Consider the following 21191-nt stretch of genomic DNA (forward strand, 5'->3'; position numbering starts at 1 on the left):
GCCGCTTGTCAATTTTGCAATGGGGGAGCAACGAGGTTTCGCGTATGACGATCGCTTTCGAACACGGTATTGAACTGCCGCAACCGCCGCATCAGGTTTTTGCCCTCCTGGCCGACTATTCCAAGGTGCCGTTGTGGCTCAAGCGGTGCGAAGGCGTGGCCAAGGCGAGTTCGGGCCCTAACAAGGTGGGCGACAAACTGCGCTATGCCTATTGCGAGAGTGGCCGCCACGGATTGATGGACGGCGTGATCACCGCCTATGACCAGGATCGTCACATGGCTTACCGCTATTTCGACAAGATGATGGCGGTGGTAGTCGAGTTCCACATGGAGCCTTCCGGCGAGGGCACGCGGCTGACCCACCTGATAGACATCACCCCGCATAGCTTCATGGCCAAACTGATGTCGCCGGTGTTCAAAATGAAGCTGCCGAAGCAGACCATCCAGACGACGGAAAATATTCGCGACTTGCTGGCGAAGGAAGCGGTCAGTCTATAGATCGTATAGCTTCGCCCTGGCGGCAAAGGCTTTATGAGCGGCGGAGAACTCCGCCTTCAGGCGGCTGACGAGGTCGGCGACCGGCAGCACCTCGTGGATCGAGCCGACGCCCTGGCCGGCTGACCAGATCGTCTTCCAGGCCTTGGCCTCGCTGTTCAGTTCTTCGGCCATGTCGATCTTGTGGTGCGGGTCCTTGGCCGCCGCCGGATCGAGGCCGTTGGCAATAAGCGAGGGTGTCAGGAAGTTGGCGTTGATGCCCGAAATAGCATCGGTATAGGTGATGTCCTTGGCCGTGCTCTCGATCAGCATTTCGCGGTAGCCCTCGACAGCGCGGGCCTCGGTGGTGGCGATAAAACGCGTGCCCATATAGCCAAGGTCGGCGCCTGCCATCAGGCCCGCCGCCACGTCGCCGCCGGTTGATTGCGCACCGGAAAGCAGGATGGTTCCGCTGAAGAACTCGCGGATTTCATTGATCAGGGCGAACGGGTGCTGATTGCCGGCATGGCCGCCGGCGCCGGCCGAGACTAGGATCAGGCCATCGACACCGGCCTCCATCGCCTTGCGGGCATGGCGGGCATTGATAATGTCATGGAAGACCACGCCGCCGTAAGAATGGACGGCATCGACGATATCCTTGACCGCGCCAAGCGAGGTGATGACCAACGGCACCTTGTGCTGGACGGTGATCTGGATATCGGCCATCAGGCGCGTATTGGTGTTGTGAACGATCAGGTTGACGCCGAAAGCGGCATCTTCGGGGCCTAAGCTGCCCTTGATCTCATCCAGCCATTCCGCATAGCCCTCCGACGTGCGCTGGTTGAGGGCGGGGAAGGTGCCGATCATGCCGGCCTTGCAGGTGGCGATGACGATCTCCGGGCCTGAAACCAGAAACATCGGTGCTGCGACCGCCGGAAAGCGCAGGTTCTTGGAGAGCGAAGCGGGAATGGCCATGATGTTTCCTCTTATATTAGCTCGAGCGCCGCATGGCTTACGCGCAAACGTGCGCGGCGCGCGGTCGCGCTTGCCAAAACGCGGTCGGCATTTTGGAGATAACATTTGCAGAAATTGACGTTCGCGTAAAGTTCAAAATCCATATCTCTTGCTTATTTGGCGGTCGCGTCTATATCCAGCTCATGAGCCATTATACCGATAACCTGACCCAATTAGGTGGCGGCAATGCCGTCGCCAGCGATCCCGCCCTGGCCGTGCTGGAGCGCGTGCCCAATCCGCATAGCGATGTCGACTATGTCGCGCGTTTCACGGCGCCGGAATTCACCTCGCTGTGCCCGGTAACCGGCCAGCCGGATTTCGCCCATCTGGTGATTGATTATGTGCCGGGCGAATGGCTGGTCGAGTCGAAATCGCTGAAGCTGTTCCTGACCAGCTTTCGTAATCACGGCGCCTTCCATGAGGATTGCACCATCTATATCGCCAAGCGCCTGAAAGAGTTGCTCGACCCGCGCTGGCTGCGCATTGGCGGCTTCTGGTATCCGCGCGGTGGCATTCCGATCGATGTTTTCTGGCAAACAGGTGAAGCGCCCAAGGGCGTCTATGTGCCGGACTTCGGCGTGCCCAGCTATCGTGGCCGGGGCTAAGCGCAGGTGAGGGGCTTTGGCAAATGGTGGTTTAGGGGCGTGGTGATCATTGGCATCACGCACGCCATTATTTTGCTGCCTGCCTTGATGCTTGTACTACTTTCGCAAACCAAAGTTCTCGACTTTGCTGGCGGCGCCGTTGTGAACATAAAATGGCTGACCTTGCTCGCCCTGTCACCAATGTTAGGGTGCGTTGCTGAGGTCTGGAGGCGGCTCAGCCGGAAGCGATGACAACCCCAGGCTTAAGTCTGGCAGGGCTGTAAGCGCCGTTCCCAAACCTGTTCAAGATCGATATCGAAATAACCATGGGCTATACGATTGCGCATCCCACGCATGTTGCGCCAGGGAATGTCTGGGTGCTCTTCGGTAAACTCAGGAAACTCCTTCATCGCTCGCGTCGCCGCTTCGCCTATAATGACGAGGTTCATGATCACGGCCTGCTGCGTGCGTTTATCCGCTACAAAGCCGGCCTTATCCATGCCAGAAATATAGTCAGAAGCCTGCTTTACGCCCTCCTGCATATGGCGCAGATAGTCTTGAAGCTTCTCAGCCATCATATGGCGCGGGCCTCAGCAAGCACCTGAGCGCGGAAAGACGGGGGGATGTCGCCGGGTGTCAGCAGATCGACAGGCACACCAAGCATTTCCTGAAGCTCATCCTGCACCCCCCCCAGATCAAAGAGAGTCGTGTTCGGCAAGGTGTCAACCACCAGATCAAGGTCGCTGCCGTCTTTGTCGCTGCCATGTAAGGTAGAACCAAAGACACGCGGGTTCGAGGCTCTGAAACGTGTCGTCAGGGAGCGTATAGCATCACGATGGATGTTCAGGGCAACAGAGGGCTTCATGAGTTTAGCTTAGCCTATATTCAAGAAAAAGGCCAACTCAGCCCTCCCACCAGCTAACCCGTGCCTCATAATCCGGGCGCTCGCGTTCCAGCGGCGCTTCGGTGGGGGTGCCGAGGAAGATCCAGCCGGCGACATTTTCGCCCGCGGTCAGGCCGAGCAGCGCCTTGGCGTCGTCGTCATAGGAATACCAGTCCGTGATCCAGTTGGCGCCATAGCCTAAGGCGCCGGCGGCGATCAGCAGGTTCTGGCAGACCGCGGCGGCGGAAAGCTGCTGTTCCCACAGAGGTTTTTTATACGGAAACACCGGACTGGAAATCACCAGCAGGGCTTCCGGTGGGATCGACAGCTTTTGCAGCGCGCCCACGGCCTTGCGATCATCGCGGCTCTCGGCCAGTGTTTTCAGTTTTTCCACCAGCTTTGCCTTACTCTCCGGCGTGAAGCGCACAATGCGCCACGGCCCAAGCTTGCCGTGGTCGGGCACGCGGAAGCCAATTTTGATCAACAGATCGATCTCGTCTTCCGAAGGGGCTGGCAGGTCGAGCGTCGGGGCCGGGGCGCTGCGGCGGTGAAACAGTACATCGAGCACCTCGGCCGATTTTTTTTGCGCTACGGGCTGGCCGAATGCGATCGGCGTCTGGTCAAAGTCGGGCAAGGACATGCTATGGCTCACGGTGAAGAATCTCTCGTCAGCATATAGGTGAGCCGTGGCCGATAAAACACCCAACCTGCCCTCATGGGATAATGAAACGCGCGCCGCTGCCCGCAAGGACTGGCAAAGCCTGACCTCGCAAACGGTTTTCGAGAACCCGTGGATCAGGATCGAGAGCCACGATGTCATCGCGCCCACCGGCAATCCCGCGCATTACGGCCTGGTCAAGTTCGCCAACCGCGCCATCGCCGTCCTGCCGCTGCACGATGACGGCACGGTGTCGCTGGTCGGGCAGTCGCGCTTTGCGGTCGGCACCTATAGCTGGGAATTGCCCGAAGGCGGCGGCCCGATGAACGAAGACCCGCGCCAAGCCGCCATCCGCGAACTGCGCGAGGAAACGGGTATGGAGGCGGCGGAGCTGCGCGAAATCCTCGGCTTCGATATGTCGAATTCGGTGACCGATGAGGTGGCGGTGATCTATCTCGCCACCGGCCTGACGCCGGGTGAAAAGGAACCCGACGAGACCGAGGCCTTCGACTATGCCCGCGTGCCGTTCCGCGATCTGCTGGAGGCGGTGATAAAAGGGCAGGTTCGCGATGGCTTAACCGTTGTCAGTGTATTGCGGGTACACCATATGGCGGTCACAGGCGAATTGCTCCCGCATTTGCGAGATGCTATACTCGGCTAGAAATTATTGAAGGCTTTACGCATGGCTCAGGTTTTCGAGGTCATCCATCCTGACGACAGACGTATCTGGCTCAACCTGCGCCAGGAAGCGGCTGATGCCCTGGCGGCGGAACCGGGCCTGGCCTCGATGCTCCATTCCACCATCCTGTCGCACGATGATCTAGCCAGCGCGCTGTCCTATCATATCGCGCGCAAGCTGGGCGATGACACCATCCGCGGCATGACCTTGCGCGAAATCGTGCGCAAGGCCTATCTGACCGAACCGCAACTGGTCGAGTATGCCGAGGCTGACCTGCAAGCCATCTATGAGCGCGATCCCGCCGCGCGTGGCTATCTTCAGGCCTTCATGTTCTTCAAGGGCTATCTGTCTTTGCAGATTTACCGCGTGTCGCACCGCCTGTGGCAGGAGGGGCGCGTCACCATGGCGCACTTCCTCCAGAGCCGTGTGTCCGAACTGTTCCAGATCGACATCAATCCGGCCGCACGTATCGGCAAGGGCGTCTTCCTCGATCACGGCACGGGCATCGTCATCGGCGAAACCGCCGTGGTGGGCGATGACTGCTCGATCCTGCAGGGCGTGACCCTGGGTGGCACCGGCGCTGAGCGCGGCGATCGTCACCCCAAGGTCGGCAAGGGCGTGCTTCTGGGCGCTGGCGCCAATGTCCTCGGCAATATCACCATCGGCGATTACGCCAAGATTGCCTCGGGCTCCGTGGTGCTCAAGCCTGTGCCGGCCCATTGCACGGCCGCCGGCGTGCCGGCCAAGCTGATCAATTGCAAGACCTGCGAAGATCCGGCGCGCCAGATGGACCATACCATGCCGGATATCGATCTCGACTATTCGATTTAAACGCAGAATGTGGATAAGCGCGGTTAAGGGTTTGCACCTGCGCGCCTAAGCGCCTATGGCGTTGATCACACACAAAGTTTATCCCCGCGCCCGATAAAATGTGCTTTAGTTACAGCCTTGCATCGGGGGCGCTGCACCACTGGATAGACCTCCGCCACATCTACCCTACGAGGCTTAGCCATGACCCCCGCCGAAATCACCAAGGTTCAGGATTATCTCTTCAAGACCTTCCAGACCAAGGGCCTTGAAATCAAACCGCGCAAGCAAAAGGATTCCGCCGAAGTCTATATCGGCGAGGATTTCATCGGCGTCGTCTATGTCGACGAGGATGAAGAAGGTTCCTATCTCTTTGAAATGGCCATCCTCAAGGAAGACCTCTAAACATGAAAAAAGCCCGGTGAGCGATCACCGGGCTTTTTTCATGTTTACATCTCGGCGTAAGGATCGTCGTTCTTCTTGCGGCGGCGCTTGACCACCGGCTCGACATCGGGCGGTGTCGGCGTGGCGGCGCGTTCGTACTCCGCCTTGGCCTTGCGCACCTTCGATTCGGCGCGGCGGACCTTGTGCAGTTTGAATTCCTCACCCAGCGAACTGACAATCTGCGAAAACATCGGCAGATACTGCGGGAAGCGCGAGGCCATGAAGCCGGCGACGATCGCGGCCACCGTGGCCAGCACCGGCGATACGCCCGAGAGATTGTCGATCAGGTTGGAGATGCTGCCGACGGTCGAGCGGCTGAAGGCCTCGTCGATCAGCGACTGGCGTCTCTTTGCCTTGTTATGGGGCAGGGACTTGATCACCAGGTAAATAACGATTGGCAGCAGGAAAACGCCGCCGAGCGCCAAGGGACCCCACAGGTCACCCAACAGCTTCACCGCCAGACTATAGAGGCCAATGCTGACCCAGATGAGGCCGATGATGGCGCTGGCCAGCAGCAGCACAAGTCCGATCAATGAGGATTTGAGGTTTTCAAGCTGGTTGGAGAAATTGAACATAAGGCTTCCGGCTGAGTCTGAAATGGCTTCCAAATTAATGCCACAAACCTATAAGGGAACAATATGAATAAAGCACGCATTCTTGTCCCGACAGGGCCGTGTTAGGCACAGTTTATAACCACGAACAGGGCGAAAAATGAGCTTTCAAGGACTTTGGCTTCAAGGGCTTTGGCATTCGGCGAAAGTGGTCAGCGCGGGCCTCTACTGGCTGTTGTCGCTGGCCTTCCTGTGGGGCGGTTTCGTGCAGATGGGCTATCCCGGCATGGCCGGTGAGGTCTGCATCGCTTTTGTCATCTGCCTGTTTCTGTTGCGTTTCATTCTGGTCAAACGGTTTGTGGCCGCCAGCGTTTTCAACGTGGCGGCCACCGTGGTCTTCTTTATCTTTATCGCCATCCTTCAGGCCAAGGGCATGACAGGCGTGGCCTAAGCGGTTTCTTTCAAAGCCGCGCGGATGGTCTCGACCATCTGGTCGATATGCGCTTTTTCGAGAATGAGTGGTGGTGACAGGGCGATGATGTCGCCGGTGACGCGGATCAGTAGCCCCTTGTCGAAACAGCGGTCGAACACCTCCAGCGCGCGCGCGGTCGGCGCACCCGGACGCGATTCCAACTCTATGCCGCCGATTAGACCGAGGTTGCGGATATCGATGACGTGCGGCGCGTCACGTAAGGCATGCACGGCCTCTTGCCAGTAGGGTGCCATGGTGTTGGCGCGATTGAAGAGATCTTCTTCGGCATAGACCTCGAGCGTGGCGATGCCTGCGGCGCAGGCCAGCGGATGGCCGGAATAGGTATAGCCGTGGAACAGCTCGATCGGCGCATCCGCCGTCTGCATGAAGGTGTCGTAGATGCGGTTGGAGACCGCGACCGCGCCCATGGGCACGCAGGCATTGGTGATGCCCTTGGCCATGCACAGTATATCGGGCGTGACGCCGAAATAGTCGGCGCCGAAGGCAGCGCCCAAGCGGCCGAAACCGGTGATGACCTCATCGAAGATCAGCAGGATATCGTGCTTGTCGCACAAGCTCCGCAGGCGCTGGAGATAGCCCTTCGGCGGCACCAGCACGCCGGTGGAGCCGGCCACGGGCTCAACGATGACGGCTGCGATGGTGGAGGCGTCATGCAGCGCCACCAGACGCTCCAGAGTATCGGCGAGGTCGGCGCCGTGCTCGGGGATGCCTTTGGAGAAAGCGTTGAGCTCCGGATCATGGGTATGGGGCAGGTGGTCGACGCCGGTCAGGAGCGAGCCGAAATACATGCGGTTGCGCACAATGCCGCCGACCGAGATGCCGCCGAAGCCTGTGCCATGATAGGCGCGCTCACGGCCGATCAGGCGGGTTTTCGAGGCGTGGCCGCGCGTGCGTTGGTAGGCTAGGGCGATCTTCAGCGCCGTATCGGCCGATTCCGAGCCGGAATTGGTGTAGAAGATCTTCTTCAGGTCGCCGGGCATGATGCCGGCCAGCTTGTGCGCGAACTCGAAGGCCAGCGGATGCGCCATGTTGAAGGTAGGCGCGAAATCCATGATCGCTGCCTGCTTCTGGATCGCTTCGGTGATCTTCGCCCGACCATGACCCGCATTGACGCACCACAGGCCAGCGGTGGCGTCGAGGATCTGGCGGCCATCGACATCGGTATAATGCATGTCTTTTGCGCTGGTCAGCAGCTTAGGCTTTGCCTTGAAGGCGCGGTTTGGCGTAAAAGGCATCCAGAAATTATCGAGCGTGGGCGTGGTCATAAGGCGTGTTCCAACTGCGGATTGATGACGAATCTCGCAGGATATGTGCTAGATTAAGATGAACGGTCGCGGCAATTGTGATCACAAAATGCGCGGGCCTGCAAGAGGCGGCCGCAAAAGGTAGAATATAATGGTTGTCGTCAGCCTTGAGAGCCTGTCTGGCGGAGTTTTGAATGAGGCCAAGATCCATGATCAGGTCTACGAAGCCCTGTCGGAAGCCTTGATCCAAGGGCAGATCCCGCCGCTCAAGCCGGTTAGTTTGCGCACCCTGGCGCAAAATCTCGGTGTGTCGCCCATGCCGGTGCGCGAGGCGGTGCGCCGTCTGATCGCGGAAAAGGCGCTGGAGCTCCAGCCGTCGAACAAGCGTCTGCGGGTGCCGGATCTGACCGAAAAACGCCTCATGCAACTGATGAAGGCGCGCCAGTGGGTCGAGCCCGAACTGGCCTTTCTGGCCACGCCGAGCGTGACGCGCGATGTGATCAGACGCCTGCGCGAGGACGATCAGGCGGTGATGTCGGCGCTCGCCAAGGGCGATGTGTCAGCCTATATGCAGGCCAATCAGGACTTCCATTTCTCTATCTACAAACTGGCCGACGCCGACCTGTTTTACAACATGGCGCGCACCTTGTGGCTCCAGGTCGGCCCCTTCATGCGTGTCGTGTTCGGCCGCATGGGCACAGTGCATCTGCCGAAGGACCACCACCAGGACATGATCCGCGCGCTGGAAGAGGGCGATGCCGAGGCGGTGCGCAGCTCGATGGCGGCGGATATTCACGAAGGCATGGAGCTGATGCTGGAGGCCATCAAGGCGCAGGTCGCGCCGGAGCCAAAGCGGAGACGGCGGGGGGGCTAGTTTTCAAGATGCGGATGAGCGAGCATTGCGGTTAGATCAAAAGGCGGTAGCCATTTGCTTATCGCTCTTTCTGATGGTGGGACACCGACGGCTTCCAATGTCTGCTCAAGATATAATATGCAGCGCTCACGATCTTCTGTGTCGCTGAGATCAAACCACGCATAGGTGTCTGAAATCTGTTCTTTGAGATAGGTTTTCGATGGTTTTTTAGGCAGCTCTACTTGTAATTTGCTGATCAGATCGTTGATTAGCTTTTCCGCAGCAGGCTGATGCTCTTCCGGTAAATAACCCACATACATGTCGTCAGGCGCAAATTTAGTTTTCGCCTTAAGATGCATTAAACGCACGTCTAAGTCCGCAGGGAGCGTCAACGCATCGTCGTTCATTGCGTTTCCTCTTGCAGAGCAAGCAGACAACGCCACAATCGTCGCTATTGCAATCAAGATATGTCTGCGTTGCATAGTGATCCCGTTTACGTGATGGACTCTTATTTTACCTTACCAGCAGAAGCGGAGACGTTTAAAGTCAAATTTGCAAGTGCTTGACACCGACCGTGACGGCGGTGTCTAATTGTGATCACAAATTGCATTTGAGGCCTTCCCATGCCTGTTTCCGCTCTGCAAACCCCAGCCGACACACTTGAAGGCGTATTGGCCTCGATAAGAGCGCTCACCCTGCCGGACAAGGCCGTGATCGAAGGCATGGAAGTGTTGTCGGCATCGGGGCGAACCTTCGACAATTTTTCTTCACGCGACGGCAAGCTGATCAACAAGATTGCCGCCTGCGATCGCGCCGATGTCGATGCCGCCGTTCATTCGGCGCGGCAGGCTTTCGAGGATGGCCGCTGGCGCGCTTTGGCGCCGAAGGTACGCAAGAAAATCCTGCACAGGCTGGCCGATCTGATGACCGGGCACGCCGAGAACCTTTCCCTGCTGGAAAGCCTCGATACCGGTAAGCCGATTTCGGACGCGCGCAATGTCGATATCCCGCTGGCGATCAACAGCACGCGCTACTATGCCGAGGCGCTCGACAAGGTCTATGGCGAGGTGGCGCCGTCGCCGGAAGACCGGCTGAGCTACGTCGTCCATGAACCGCTGGGCGTCATAGGCGCCATCGTGCCGTGGAACTTCCCGCTGCATATGGCGATGTGGAAGGTGGCGCCGGCTTTGGCTATGGGCAATTCCGTGGTGCTGAAACCGGCGGAAAACTCGTCCATGACCGCGCTCTATACGGCGCAACTGGCGCTGGAAGCCGGTGTGCCGGCGGGTGTCTGGAATGTCATTCCCGGGCTTGGCGGCGAGGCGGGTGACGCCCTGTCGCGCCATATGGACGTCGACATGATCACCTTCACCGGCTCCGGCCCGATCGGGCGGCAACTGATGCGCGCCTCGGCTGACAGCAATCTCAAGCGCGTGTCGCTCGAACTCGGCGGCAAGTCACCGCAGATCGTTTTCGCAGATTCGGACGATCTCGATGGCGCGGCGGCCAATGCCGCCTGGGGCGTGTTCTACAATCAGGGACAGGTCTGCACCGCCGCCTCGCGCCTGCTGGTCGAGGAGACGATCAAGGACGCTTTCGTCGCCAAGGTTATCGCCGTGGCGAAAACCATCCGGGTGGGCGATCCGTTCGATCCGAAAACCCAGTTCGGCGCCATGATCTCGGAGCGCCAGATGAACACGGCGCTCGACTACATTGAGAAGGGGCAGGCCGAGGGTGGCAAGCTGCTGCTCGGCGGGGAGCGTGTGCGCAGCGAGTCCGGCGGTTATTACGTCGCGCCTTCGCTGCTCGATATCGCGCAGGACAATATTCTGGCGCAGGAAGAGGTCTTCGGGCCGGTGCTGTCGGTGCTGACCTTCAATGATGAGCAGGACGCCTATCGCATCGCCAACAACACCATCTACGGGCTGGCTTCGGGCGTCTGGACCTCGAACATCGGCAAGGCGATGCGCGCCGCCAAGGCGCTGAAAGCCGGTCTGGTGTGGGTCAACGGCTGGGACGCCTGCGACATCACCTCGCCGTTCGGGGGCGTCAAGCAGTCGGGCTTCGGACGCGATCGTTCGCTCCATGCCCTCTATAAATATGCCGATCTCAAGGCGGTTTCCATCAGCTTCAAGGCGTAGCGTCATGCAACTTTCCCCCTCGCAAAAAGCCCTGCTCGACGGGCTGGTCTTTTTTGAAGCCAGCCCGGACCGCTTTCCCGTGCTCAATCCGGCTGATGGCTCCACGCTCTGTTATGTGCAGGCGCAAGGCGCGCCAGAAACCACCGCCGCCATCGGTGCCGCTGACAAGGCCTTCGCCGCGTGGTCCGGCCTGACCGCCAAGGCGCGCTCGATCGTCCTGAAAAAATGGAACGATCTGGTGGTGGCCCATAGCGAAGACATGGCGATGCTGGTGACGCTTGAGCAGGGACGTCCGATCCGCGAAACGCGCGGCGAGGTGGCTTATGGTGCCTCGTTCATTGAGTGGTTTGCCGAAGAGGCCAAGCGCGCCTATGGCCGCACCATCCCGGCCACCATGCCCGGCAAGCACCTGCAAACCATCAAGCAGCCGGTGGGGGTTTGCGCCGCCATCACGCCATGGAACTTCCCGATCTCGATGATCACGCGCAAGGTGTCACCGGCCCTGGCCGCCGGGTGCGCCGTGGTGATCAAGCCGTCGGAAGAGACGCCGTTGTCGGCGCTGGCGCTTTATGCCCTGGCGCTCAAGGCCGGCCTGCCCGAGGGCGTCATCAGCATCATCACCTCGGTGAAAGCGAAAGAGGTCGGCGAGATCATGACCTCCGACACGCGCATCAAGAAGCTGAGCTTCACGGGCTCGACCCCCGTCGGCAAGCTGCTCTATGCGGCTTGCGCGCCCACCATGAAGAAGGTGTCGATGGAACTGGGCGGCAACGCGCCCTTCATCGTGTTCGATGATGCCATTCTGGAAGATGCCATCGAGGGTGTGCTGGCGTCGAAGTACCGCAATTCCGGCCAGACCTGCGTTTGCGCCAACCGGATTCTGGTGCAGGCCGGCATCTATGACCGCTTCGCCGCGGCGCTGGTGGAGCGCGTGAAGGCCATGAAACTGGAGGCGGGCTGGCGGGAAGAGTCGCAGCTTGGGCCGCTGATCAACGCCAAGGCCATCGAGAAGGTCGAGCACTTGGTCAATGATGCCGTGAAGCACGGCGCCCGTGTCGAGACCGGCGGCCATGTCGATGCGCAAGGCGCGCTGTTCTATCAGGCGTCGGTGCTGACCAACGTCACCGCCGACATGGAGATCTTCTCGACCGAAATCTTCGGTCCGGTGGCGCCGCTGTTCAGGTTCAGCGATGAGGCCGAGGCGGTTCAACTGGCCAACGACACGCCGTTTGGTCTGGCGGCCTATGCCTATACGCGCGATATCGGCCGCGCCATGCGCGTGGCGGCGAAGCTGCAATACGGCATGGTCGGCATGAATGATGGTGTGATCTCGACCGAGGTGACGCCGTTCGGCGGCATCAAGGAATCGGGCATCGGCCGTGAAGGCGCGATCGAGGGCATGGAGGAGTATCTCAGCGTGAAGTACATCTCCTATGGCGGACTGGGTGCGATTTGACCGATCTCAAGACCTTCCTGTCGCAGCAGCGCGCCATCTTTACCGTTGCACATCCGAAATCTCAGGCGCTGGCGGGGAAGGCATCCGCCTGGCGCAGTGGTGTGCCTATGCACTGGATGCGCGACTGGGCGACACCGTTTCCGATCTATGTGCAGTCGGCGAAACAAGCGACCCTGACCGATGTCGATGGCCACGCTTACGATGATTTTTGCCTGGGCGATACACCGTCGATGTTTGGTCATGCCCGTCTCGAACTCGTGGCGGCCATAGCGAAGCAAGCCGGCGAGGGCGTCGGCTTCATGCTGCCAACCCCGCTGGCTAATGAGGTCGGTGACCTGCTGCGCGAGCGTTTCCACATGGCGCAATGGCAGGTGGCGACCACCGCGTCCGACGCCAACCGCGCCGTCATCCGTTGGGCGCGCGCCCTTACGAAACGCGACAAAATTCTGGTGTTTGACGGCTGCTATCACGGCATGGTCGATGATTGTTTTGTCGCTCTGAAAGACGGTGTGGCCAGCAATAAGACTGGTCTGATCGGTCAGGTGATTGATCAGGCGCGGACCACGAAAGTGATTCCATTCAATGACGTACAGGCGCTGGCTAAAGCGCTGTCTGAAGGCGATGTCGCCGCCGTTCTGGCGGAGCCGGTAATGACCAATTGCGGCATGATCCAGCCGATCGACGGTTTCAACGAAACCCTGCGCGAACTTTGTACACAGTATGGCTCAATCTTGATTCTGGATGAAACCCATACGCTTTCCTCCGGCCCATCGGGCTATGCCGGCGCGCACAACCTCAAGCCGGACATGTTTGTGGTCGGCAAGGCCATAGCCGGCGGCATTCCGGCGGCCGTCTGGGGCGTGACGTCGGAGATCGCCGCACGCATGGACGCCGCGCAACAAGAGATCGGGGCCGGCCAGTCCGGCATCGGCACCACGCTTTCGGGCAATGCTTTGGTCATCGCGGCGATCAAGACCATGCTGACCGAGGTCATGACCCCCACGGCCTATGACTATATGCTCAAAGGCGCGACCTATCTGGTCGAAGGCCTGCGCACCGTTATCGCGCACCATAAGCTGCCGTGGTGCGTGGTCCATGTCGGCGCGCGGGCGGAACTGATCTTCGCGCCCGAAGCGCCGCAAAACGCCGAAGCGATGCGCGATCATCTCGATCACGATCTCTTGGAAGCTTTCCATCTCTATCTGATCAATCGCGGCGTGCTGATTGCGCCCTTCCACAATATGATGCTTATCTCTCCCCAAACCGGATTCGACGCGATCGATCGTCTGGTGGCGGCGGTGGATGCCTTCTCACAGGAACTGAACTCATGAGCACTTTCGGCAAATCAAGCGGTCCGGCCAAGGCGAAGTCAGAGCGTGGCCTGCCGCCATCGCCGCGCGTGGCGACGGTTGAAGAGGCGAGAGCCTTTCTCGACGCCAATCCTCATATCGTTTATTTCGAGATACTCTTCACCTCGATGACCGGCGTGCCGCGCGGCAAGCGCCTGCGCCGTCATGAACTTTTGCCGATCTATGAGTATGGCCGTTTCCTGCCGGGCTCGATCCTCGTCGTCGATACGCTGGGTGCCGATTGCGAAGAGACCGGCCTCGTCTGGGAAGATGGCGACGCCGACCGCGTGGCGCGTCCGGTGCCTGGCACGCTGGTGCCGGCGCCCTGGCTGGGCGATGATGTCGGTCAGGTCATGCTATCGCTCTATGAACTGGATGGCACGCCCAACGATCTCGATCCGCGACATGTGCTGCAAGGCGTGCTCGACCGCTATGCGAAGGATGGCCTGACCCCTGTCGTGGCGTGCGAACTGGAATATTATCTTGTCGATATCGAGCGTGGTCACGATGGCCAACTGATGCCGGCGACCTCGTTCAACACCGGCGAAACCCCTAAGGGTATTCAGGTCTACGGCCTGCCGGAGATCGAGGCCCACGGCGCCTTTTTCCGCCAACTTTGGGAAACCGCCGATGCTCAGAATATCCCGCTCGAAGGGGCGATTTCGGAATTTGCACCGGGCCAGGTCGAACTGACCCTCAAGCACAAGCCTGATGCCCTACGCGCCGCCGATGACGCTGTGATGTACAAGCGCCTGGCCAAGGGCGTGGCGCTCAGCCTTGGCATAGAAGCCACCTTCATGGCCAAGCCGTGGTCGGATCGCGCCGGTTCGGGCTTCCACGTCCATATCTCGGTGGCCGACAAGGACGGAAATAATTTGTGCGCCTCGGAAGACCCGCAGGGCTCGAAGCTTTTGCACAACATGATCGGCGGCATGAAGGATCATCTAGCCGATGTCATGGGTATTCTCGCGCCGGGCGCCAATAGCTACAAGCGCTTCAAGGCCAATTCCTACGCGCCGGTCGGCCTGACCTGGGGCGTCAATAACCGCACGGTGTCCCTGCGCGTGACCGCTGGTCCGGCCCACACCCGCCATGTTGAGCATCGCGTGGCTGGCGCTGATGCCAATCCCTATCTCGTGCTGGCGGCGATCCTGGCCTGCGCCCACCACGGCATTACGCACAAGACCAATCCCGGCCCGGCTGTGGTCGGCAATGGTTATGCGGCGGCGGCTGAGAGCGGTGCTATCCTGCCGACAAACTGGTTCGCGGCTGTGGATTATCTCGACAAGTCGAAGGTTTTACGCGACTATCTCGGCGAGCGCTTCGTCGACATGTACGTCAAGGTCAAGCGGACCGAACAGGCGCGCTTCTTCGAGGAAATTACCGAGCTGGACTACGACTGGTACTTGCGAAACGCTTAACCGCCAAGGGAGACGTGTATGCTGTCAAAGAGGTCTTTGCTGAGGTCATTGCTGGCCGGAACAGGGGCCGCGGCGGCGGGCATGAGTTTCACGGGCGGGGTTTCGGCCCAAGCCCAGCGCTTGCGTTTCTACAATTGGGATACCTATATCGGCGCCACGACCCTGGCCGACTTCAAGGCCGTTGCCGGCGTCGAAGTCGAGATGTCGCTGTTCGCCAGTAATGACGAGTTGTTCTCGCGTATCGCCGGAAATGGTGCGGCTTACGATGTCATCGTGCCGTCGAGCGACTATATCACGCGCATGGTCGAGCGCGGCTTGCTGACCACGCTCGATCACAGCCGCCTGCCCAACCTCGCCAATATGTCGGCGTCCTTCCGCGATCCGTCCTACGATCCGGGCTGTGCGCACAGCGTGCCCTATACCTGGCTGGTGCTGGGGCTTGGCTTTCGCAAATCGCGTATGAAGGGCTATGTGCCGCCCAATTCGTGGAAATGGGTCTTCGGGTCTGATCGCTACAGCATGGCGTGGCTGAGCGAGCCGGCCGATATGATGCGGCTCGGTGCCAAATATCTCGGTTTCAATCCCAATGCCCTGACGCTCAAGGAGATCGGGAAGGTCGAGAAACTGCTGACAAAGCAGGCGAAGCACGTGAAGGCCTTCCATCAGGATGACGGCCAGGACATGCTGCTGGCCAAAGAGGTCGATATTGTTATCGAATATAATGGCGATATCGCGCAGGCGATGACCGAGGACAGTGATCTTGATTTTCTGGTGCCGAAGGAGGGCAGTTTAAGAACCGCCGATGGCTGGGCCATCCCGAAGAACGCCACCAATCCGGACGCCGCCTATCGGTTCCTCAACTATATGATGGACGCCCAAGTGGGGGCGGATATCAGCCAGACCATCCTCTATCCGACGCCGAACGAAGCCGCGCGGTCGCGCACCAGGGACGCCTATCGCAACAATCAGGCGATCTTTCCGCAAGGCGGCCTGTCGTTAAGCGACTTTGCGCGCTGGCCGGGTGCTGCAACGCAGCAAGCTTTCGAGGAAGCCTTCGCGCGGGTTCGGCTGGCGGCCGGGCGCTAATCTGCTGCAATGCGGTGATGTGTGATCGCCGTGCGCGTCATTTGAGAGACTTAAGTGACATATTCTTAACAATTGTTCACTTGTGATCACATTTGGGGATTGACAGCCGTCGCGTCCCGTATTCCTCTCAAGGTCCGGGGTTTCCCACCACACCATATATCGCCCTCAAGCAACGACGTGACAGGGCAAGCAAACTGGAGACTGGCTTATGAGTTCAAGAACTTCAAGACGCTCGCTTTTGACAGCGCTGGGTGCTGCCGCCGTGGGGATCAGCTTTGGCGCCGCCGGCTGCTCGAAGCCCGGTGAAAAGGCCGGTGGGGCCTCTGCGGAAGAGCCGACACTGAACTTTTACAACTGGGACACCTATATCGGTGAAACCACCCTGGCCGACTTCAAGGGCGCCAGTGGCATCGATGTCAAGATGACTCTCTTCGCCACCAATGACGAATTGTTCGCCAAGATGAAGACCGGCAATTCCGGCTACGACGTCATCGTGCCGTCGAACGATTTCGTGACGCGCCTGTCGGAATCTGGCCTGCTGCTGCCGCTCGATCACGCCAAGCTGCCGAACCTCAAGAACATCGATCCGGCCTTCATGAACCCCGATTACGACCCGGGCCGCAAATGGTCGGTGCCCTATACCTGGCTGGTGCTTGGCATCGGCTATCGCAAGTCGAAGATGAAGGATATGGGCGGCGGGAACAAGATCCCCGACTCGTGGAAATGGGTGTTCGATTCAGACCTCTACAAGGGCAAGATTGCTCTCCTGTCAGAAGCCGGCGACCTGATGCGCCTGGGCGCCAAGTATCAGGGCCATTCGGTCAACGGCATTACGCCGGAGATTATCGCCAGCGTCGAGAAGATGCTGACCAAGCAGAAGCCCAATGTCCACGCCTTCCACAGCGACGACGGACAGGACATGTTGCTGTCCAAGGAAGTTGATATCGTCATCGAATATAATGGCGACATCGCTCAGGTTATGACCGAGGATAAAGACCTTGATTTCGTTATCCCGAAGGAAGGCAGCCAGCTCAATTCGGACACTTGGTGCATCCCTAAGGACGCCCCACGGCCTGACAACGCGCACAAGTTCATCAACTACATGATGGACGCCCAGGCGGGCGCTGAAATCTACAAGACGATCCTTTACCCGACGCCGAACGCCGCCGCCAAGGCGCTGATGCCGGACAGCTACAAGAACAATCCGGTCATCTTCCCGCCGGCTGATCTCCTGGCCAAGTGCGAATACGCCAAGTTCGATCAGAAAACGGCTTCCGAGTTTGAAGAAGCCGTGACGCGCATGCGCGCCAGCTAAGAAACAGGTGCGTCCCGAGTGATCGGGGCGCACTTTTTTTGTTCAGTATTGAGGGGATAAGATGGAACAGAGTTGGCGACAGGCGAAAACTATTTTCGTGACCATGATCAGCGCGCCGCTGTTCTGGCTTGTCTTCTTTTTCTTTATCCCGCTGGGCATTGTGTGGCTCTACAGCTTCGGTGAAAACCGTGGCCTGATCGATATCGCCTTTACCGGCACCTGGTCCAACTATGCTCACGCCCTGGATGATCCCTATCCGGGCATTTTCTGGAAATCGATCTGGATCGCCGGACTTACGACCTTTCTTTGCCTTGTCATCGGCTTCCCGGTGGCCCTGGCCATCACCTTTGCGCCCGACAAGGCGAAATCCTGGCTGCTTCTGGCGGTGATGCTGCCGTTCTGGACCAATCTGCTGATCCGCACCTACGCCCTGATCGCCGTTCTGCGTACCGAGGGCTATGTCAACATGACCTACCATTGGCTGTTCGACATGACCAACAAGGTGGCGGGTGGCGCGCTGGGTGACTTCACGCCGCTGGCCTTGCTGCACAACAATTTTTCCGTCGTTTTCGGTCTGGTCTTCGTCAATCTGCCGTTCATGATCCTGCCGCTTTATTCGACGCTCGACCGCATGGATCGCTCGCTGCTTGAGGCCTCGCTTGATCTCGGCGCCGGTCACATCAGCACCCTTTTCAATGTTGTGGTGCCGCTGGCGGGGGCAGGCATCATGTCGGGTATCCTGATCACCTTCATTCCGGCGCTTGGCTCCTATCTGACGCCTGACCTGCTCGGCGGGCCGGATTCGCAGATGATCGCCAACATCATCGAGAGCCAGTTCAAACGCGCCAACAACTGGCCGTTCGGCGCTGCACTCAGTTTCATCCTGGTCTATCTGACCTTTATCGGCATCGCCTTGCAGGGTCTTATTGAACGCAAGGACAAGGGGAGGGCCGCCTGATGACCTCGACCACCGCCGCTAAAGTACGAAAGATACCGCCCGGACCGCTTGAATATCTGCGCCGCTGGCCGCTGCAGGCCTGGCTGGTACTCGTCGGCATCTTCCTCTACGCCCCGCTCGTCAGCCTGATGGCGTTCAGTTTCAACGATTCCAAGCGCAATATCGTCTGGCAGGGCTTCACGCTGAAATACTACGTGAAGGCGCTGAACAACGACAGCCTGATCACCGCCTTCGGCAATTCGATGACAATTGCGCTATGCTCGACCGTCATCTCGGTGGTTATCGGCGCTATGGCCGCGATCGTTTTGTGGCGTTTCCGCTTCGTCGGCAAGACGGCCTTCAATGCCGGCCTGGCCATCCCGATCGTCGTGCCGGAAATCTGCATGGGCGTGGGGATGCTGGTCTTTTTCGCCAAGGTATTGCCATGGCCGCATAACCTGCCGTGGCCGCTCGATCTCGGCAATATCATTATCGCCCACGTTTCCTTCTCCTTCCCGTTTGTCGCCGTCGTGGTGCGGGCGCGTCTGGCATCGTTCAACCGCGAACTGGAAGAAGCCGCCAAGGACCTCGGCGCCTCGGAATTCCGCGCCCTGATGGATGTGGTGGTGCCGCATATTCAGCCGTCGCTGATCGCCGGTGGCCTGCTGGCCTTTACCCTGTCGCTCGATGATTTCGTTATCACCTTCTTCACGGCAGGACCGGACACCATCACCTTCCCGGTCAAGGTCTATTCCATGGTGCGTTTCTCGGTCACGCCCGAGGTCAACGCCGCCTCGACCATCCTCATCGTGATTACCGTCCTGCTCACCTTCCTCGCGCTTAAATTCCAGGGCTCAGGCGCCCTGACCGCCGGTCACGGCGCAGACGATAAATAGGGGTCCCATGTCCGCTCAACCGATCATCAGCTTTCAGAATGTCAGCAAACGCTTCGGCAAGACGACCGCCGTCGACGATGTGTCCCTGACCATCCATGAGGGCGAATTCTTTTCGCTGCTTGGGCCTTCGGGCTGTGGCAAGACGACGCTCCTGCGCATGTTGGCCGGCTTTGAAATGCCGACCGAAGGGCATATTCTGATCGATGGCAAGGATGTCAGCCTGACGCCGCCGAACCAGCGCCCGGTCAATATGGTGTTCCAGTCCTATGCTGTCTTTCCGCACATGACCGTACTCGACAATGTCGCTTACGGCCTGAAAATGGACGGGGTAGGGGCATCCGAACGCCGTGACCGCGCCGAGGAAGCGCTAGGCCTCGTGCAACTGGCCGGCTTTGGCGCGCGCAAGCCCGATCAGTTGTCTGGCGGTCAACGCCAGCGCGTCGCTCTGGCGCGGGCGCTGGTGAAGAAGCCTCGCGTCCTGCTGCTTGATGAGCCCCTGTCGGCGCTCGACGCCAAGCTGCGCGACGCCATGCGGTCGGAACTGACCAGCCTGCAACAGAAGGTCGGCATCACCTTCATTATGGTGACGCACGATCAGGACGAGGCTCTGGCCATGGCGACGCGCTGCGCTGTCATGAACCGCGGCCTGCTGCAACAGGTGGCGACGCCGTCTGACCTGTACGAATTCCCCAATTCGCGCTTCGTGGCCGATTTCATTGGCAGCGTGAACATGTTCGAGGGCACGCTCGATGTCGACGAGCCCGATCATGCCATCGTCAACACGACCGAGGCCGGACCGGTCTATCTCGATCACGGCGTCACCGGCGCCACGGGCACAACCGTCTGGGCGGCCGTGCGTCCGGAAAAAATCGAGATGCACAAGCGCACCGAAACACCGCCCCAAAATCTCCCTCCAAAGGTCGATGATGCGCCGGAAGGCTATAATGTCATCGCCGGCGTGGTGAAGCACATGGTCTATCTCGGGTCTGAGACCAATTACGAGGTCGAGATTGCGGGGGGCAAGCTGATCAAGGTGGTGCGCCCCAACCTGACGCGCTGGGATCAGGAAGATTTTGAACTCGGTGAACAGGTCTGGGTCAGTTTCCACGCCTGCTCGCCGGCGGTTTTGCTGAGCTGATGAAGCCCATTGTCGGCATTATGGCGTGCAATCGCATGGTCGGGGTGGAAAACGCTCACGCGGTGATGGAGCGCTATGTCCGTGCGGCCGTGACCTATGGTGATTGCCATGCCCTGCTGATCCCGCCCATGGCCGACGGCTTTTCGTCGGGTGCCTTGACGGCACGGCTGGACGGTCTGATGCTGACGGGTTCGCCGTCCAATCTCCAGCCGGAGCTTTATGGCCAGGAAGACGGCGCCGGGCCGTTCGATGAAGGCCGCGATACCGTGTCGCTCGGAATGATCGAATGTATGGTGACCATGGGCAAGCCGGTGTTCGGTATTTGCCGCGGCTTTCAGGAGATCAATGTCGTTCTCGGCGGTTCTTTGCGTCGTGATGTCGGTTATGGCGCTGAAAACGGGGCCAATGGCATCAGCCACCATGCGCCGGACGGCACGGCCTTTGATCAGCAGTTCGAGCATGTCCATGAGGTCGAGCTGATAGAGGGCGGCGTGCTCGAAGGCGTCTACGGCCGTGATCACTTGCGCGTCAATTCCGTGCACTATCAGGGCGTTGATCGGCTGGGCGAAGGGTTGATAGTCGAGGCGGTTGCACCCGATGGACTGATCGAGGCGTTCAGCGCCAATATCGCCGGCTGTCAGGTTCTGGGGGTGCAATGGCATCCGGAATGGCAGGCGGACCGGCATCCGGAAAGCCAGGCCTATTTTCACATGATGGGGCAGGCCCTGCGCGGTATGCCTCTGCGCTGATCGCGCTTTGTTAACGCAAA

24 protein-coding genes are annotated in these 21191 nt (G+C 59.5%); 17 read left to right on the forward strand and 7 right to left on the reverse strand.

The genetic code is table 11. The features are described from left to right. The first annotated feature begins 44 nt into the window (after positions 1–44). Complete coding sequence (locus tag B060_RS0100670) at positions 45–497, forward strand: SRPBCC family protein (protein ID WP_018079820.1); 453 nt, start codon at positions 45–47, stop codon at positions 495–497. On the opposite strand, the gene B060_RS0100675 is transcribed toward B060_RS0100670, so the two are convergent. Next, positions 492–1448, reverse strand: a complete 957-nt coding sequence (locus B060_RS0100675; protein WP_018079821.1) for an NAD(P)H-dependent flavin oxidoreductase — start codon at positions 1446–1448, stop codon at positions 492–494. The genes B060_RS0100670 and B060_RS0100675 overlap by 6 nt on opposite strands. A gap of 182 nt (positions 1449–1630) precedes the next feature. Here B060_RS0100675 and queF point away from each other — a divergent pair, with 182 nt between their 5' ends. Further along, on the forward strand, positions 1631–2092 hold the full coding sequence (queF, locus tag B060_RS0100680) for a preQ(1) synthase (RefSeq protein WP_026172478.1): 462 nt from the start codon (positions 1631–1633) through the stop codon (positions 2090–2092). Between the two features lie 242 nt (positions 2093–2334). Here the strand turns inward: queF and B060_RS23645 are convergent, their stop codons facing one another. The 3 genes from B060_RS23645 to B060_RS0100700 are packed head-to-tail and all read right to left on the reverse strand — an operon-like array spanning position 2335 to position 3594. Next, positions 2335–2649, reverse strand: coding sequence for a HepT-like ribonuclease domain-containing protein (locus tag B060_RS23645; protein ID WP_023447267.1), 315 nt, complete (start codon positions 2647–2649; stop codon positions 2335–2337). Next, positions 2646–2936: a nucleotidyltransferase family protein gene (locus B060_RS0100695; protein WP_018079824.1), complete on the reverse strand. Its 291-nt coding sequence runs from the start codon at positions 2934–2936 to the stop codon at positions 2646–2648. Before B060_RS0100695 ends, B060_RS23645 begins: the two co-directional genes overlap by 4 nt. 37 nt (positions 2937–2973) lie before the next feature. Continuing rightward, positions 2974–3594 carry a nitroreductase family protein gene (locus tag B060_RS0100700; protein ID WP_018079825.1) on the reverse strand — a complete coding sequence of 207 codons (621 nt, stop codon included), beginning with the start codon at positions 3592–3594 and terminating at the stop codon, positions 2974–2976. Between the two features lie 46 nt (positions 3595–3640). On the opposite strand from B060_RS0100700, the gene B060_RS0100705 reads away from it, so the two are divergent. The 3 genes from B060_RS0100705 (at position 3641) to B060_RS0100715 (ending at position 5503) form a co-directional block, all read left to right on the forward strand. Then, a complete protein-coding gene (locus B060_RS0100705; protein ID WP_018079826.1) occupies positions 3641–4273 on the forward strand; it encodes an NUDIX domain-containing protein in 633 nt (210 codons plus the stop codon). A 21-nt stretch (positions 4274–4294) separates the two neighbouring features. After that, on the forward strand, positions 4295–5122 hold the full coding sequence (cysE, locus tag B060_RS0100710; RefSeq protein WP_018079827.1) for a serine O-acetyltransferase: 828 nt from the start codon (positions 4295–4297) through the stop codon (positions 5120–5122). Positions 5123–5302: 180 nt separating this feature from the next. Then, entirely contained in the window at positions 5303–5503 is a 201-nt protein-coding gene (locus B060_RS0100715) for a DUF3126 family protein (RefSeq protein ID WP_018079828.1), read from the forward strand. 44 nt (positions 5504–5547) lie between these two features. Here the strand turns inward: B060_RS0100715 and B060_RS0100720 are convergent, their stop codons facing one another. Next, positions 5548–6117: a hypothetical protein gene (locus B060_RS0100720; RefSeq protein ID WP_018079829.1), complete on the reverse strand. Its 570-nt coding sequence runs from the start codon at positions 6115–6117 to the stop codon at positions 5548–5550. A gap of 136 nt (positions 6118–6253) precedes the next feature. Between B060_RS0100720 and B060_RS0100725 the strand changes: the two genes are divergently transcribed. After that, entirely contained in the window at positions 6254–6544 is a 291-nt protein-coding gene (locus B060_RS0100725; protein WP_155847592.1) for a hypothetical protein, read from the forward strand. On the opposite strand, the gene aptA is transcribed toward B060_RS0100725, so the two are convergent. After that, the gene (gene aptA / locus B060_RS0100730) at positions 6541–7851 is read right to left on the reverse strand and encodes an omega-aminotransferase AptA (RefSeq protein WP_018079831.1); all 1311 of its coding nucleotides are present in this window, start codon (positions 7849–7851) and stop codon (positions 6541–6543) included. The two genes, B060_RS0100725 and aptA, sit on opposite strands and share 4 nt — an antisense overlap. 130 nt (positions 7852–7981) lie before the next feature. Here aptA and B060_RS0100735 point away from each other — a divergent pair, with 130 nt between their 5' ends. Next, positions 7982–8704 carry a GntR family transcriptional regulator gene (locus B060_RS0100735; RefSeq protein WP_018079832.1) on the forward strand — a complete coding sequence of 241 codons (723 nt, stop codon included), beginning with the start codon at positions 7982–7984 and terminating at the stop codon, positions 8702–8704. On the opposite strand, the gene B060_RS0100740 is transcribed toward B060_RS0100735, so the two are convergent. Continuing rightward, complete coding sequence (locus B060_RS0100740) at positions 8701–9090, reverse strand: DUF4844 domain-containing protein (RefSeq protein WP_018079833.1); 390 nt, start codon at positions 9088–9090, stop codon at positions 8701–8703. The genes B060_RS0100735 and B060_RS0100740 overlap by 4 nt on opposite strands. A gap of 216 nt (positions 9091–9306) precedes the next feature. Between B060_RS0100740 and B060_RS0100745 the strand changes: the two genes are divergently transcribed. From B060_RS0100745 to B060_RS0100790, 10 genes are all read left to right on the forward strand, one after another. Beyond that, entirely contained in the window at positions 9307–10824 is a 1518-nt protein-coding gene (locus tag B060_RS0100745) for an aldehyde dehydrogenase (RefSeq protein WP_018079834.1), read from the forward strand. A 4-nt stretch (positions 10825–10828) separates the two neighbouring features. Beyond that, complete coding sequence (locus tag B060_RS0100750) at positions 10829–12280, forward strand: NAD-dependent succinate-semialdehyde dehydrogenase (protein WP_018079835.1); 1452 nt, start codon at positions 10829–10831, stop codon at positions 12278–12280. Further along, complete coding sequence (locus B060_RS0100755; RefSeq protein WP_018079836.1) at positions 12277–13611, forward strand: aspartate aminotransferase family protein; 1335 nt, start codon at positions 12277–12279, stop codon at positions 13609–13611. The genes B060_RS0100750 and B060_RS0100755 overlap by 4 nt, the downstream gene beginning before the upstream one ends. Then, the gene (locus B060_RS0100760; RefSeq protein ID WP_018079837.1) at positions 13608–15050 is read left to right on the forward strand and encodes a glutamine synthetase family protein; all 1443 of its coding nucleotides are present in this window, start codon (positions 13608–13610) and stop codon (positions 15048–15050) included. Before B060_RS0100755 ends, B060_RS0100760 begins: the two co-directional genes overlap by 4 nt. An 18-nt stretch (positions 15051–15068) precedes the next feature. After that, positions 15069–16136, forward strand: coding sequence for a polyamine ABC transporter substrate-binding protein (locus B060_RS0100765; RefSeq protein WP_026172481.1), 1068 nt, complete (start codon positions 15069–15071; stop codon positions 16134–16136). 208 nt (positions 16137–16344) lie between these two features. After that, entirely contained in the window at positions 16345–17451 is a 1107-nt protein-coding gene (locus B060_RS0100770) for an ABC transporter substrate-binding protein (protein WP_026172482.1), read from the forward strand. A 61-nt stretch (positions 17452–17512) separates the two neighbouring features. Continuing rightward, positions 17513–18409 (forward strand): ABC transporter permease, encoded by an 897-nt coding sequence (locus B060_RS0100775; protein ID WP_018079840.1) that lies wholly within the window; start codon positions 17513–17515, stop codon positions 18407–18409. Beyond that, complete coding sequence (locus B060_RS0100780; protein ID WP_018079841.1) at positions 18409–19284, forward strand: ABC transporter permease; 876 nt, start codon at positions 18409–18411, stop codon at positions 19282–19284. The genes B060_RS0100775 and B060_RS0100780 overlap by 1 nt, the downstream gene beginning before the upstream one ends. Positions 19285–19291: 7 nt before the next feature. Beyond that, positions 19292–20422, forward strand: coding sequence for an ABC transporter ATP-binding protein (locus B060_RS0100785; protein WP_018079842.1), 1131 nt, complete (start codon positions 19292–19294; stop codon positions 20420–20422). Then, entirely contained in the window at positions 20422–21171 is a 750-nt protein-coding gene (locus B060_RS0100790) for a gamma-glutamyl-gamma-aminobutyrate hydrolase family protein (protein ID WP_018079843.1), read from the forward strand. The genes B060_RS0100785 and B060_RS0100790 overlap by 1 nt, the downstream gene beginning before the upstream one ends. Positions 21172–21191 lie beyond the last annotated feature (20 nt).

Source organism: Asticcacaulis benevestitus DSM 16100 = ATCC BAA-896 (assembly GCF_000376105.1).
GTDB classification, from domain to species: Bacteria; Pseudomonadota; Alphaproteobacteria; order Caulobacterales; family Caulobacteraceae; genus Asticcacaulis; species Asticcacaulis benevestitus.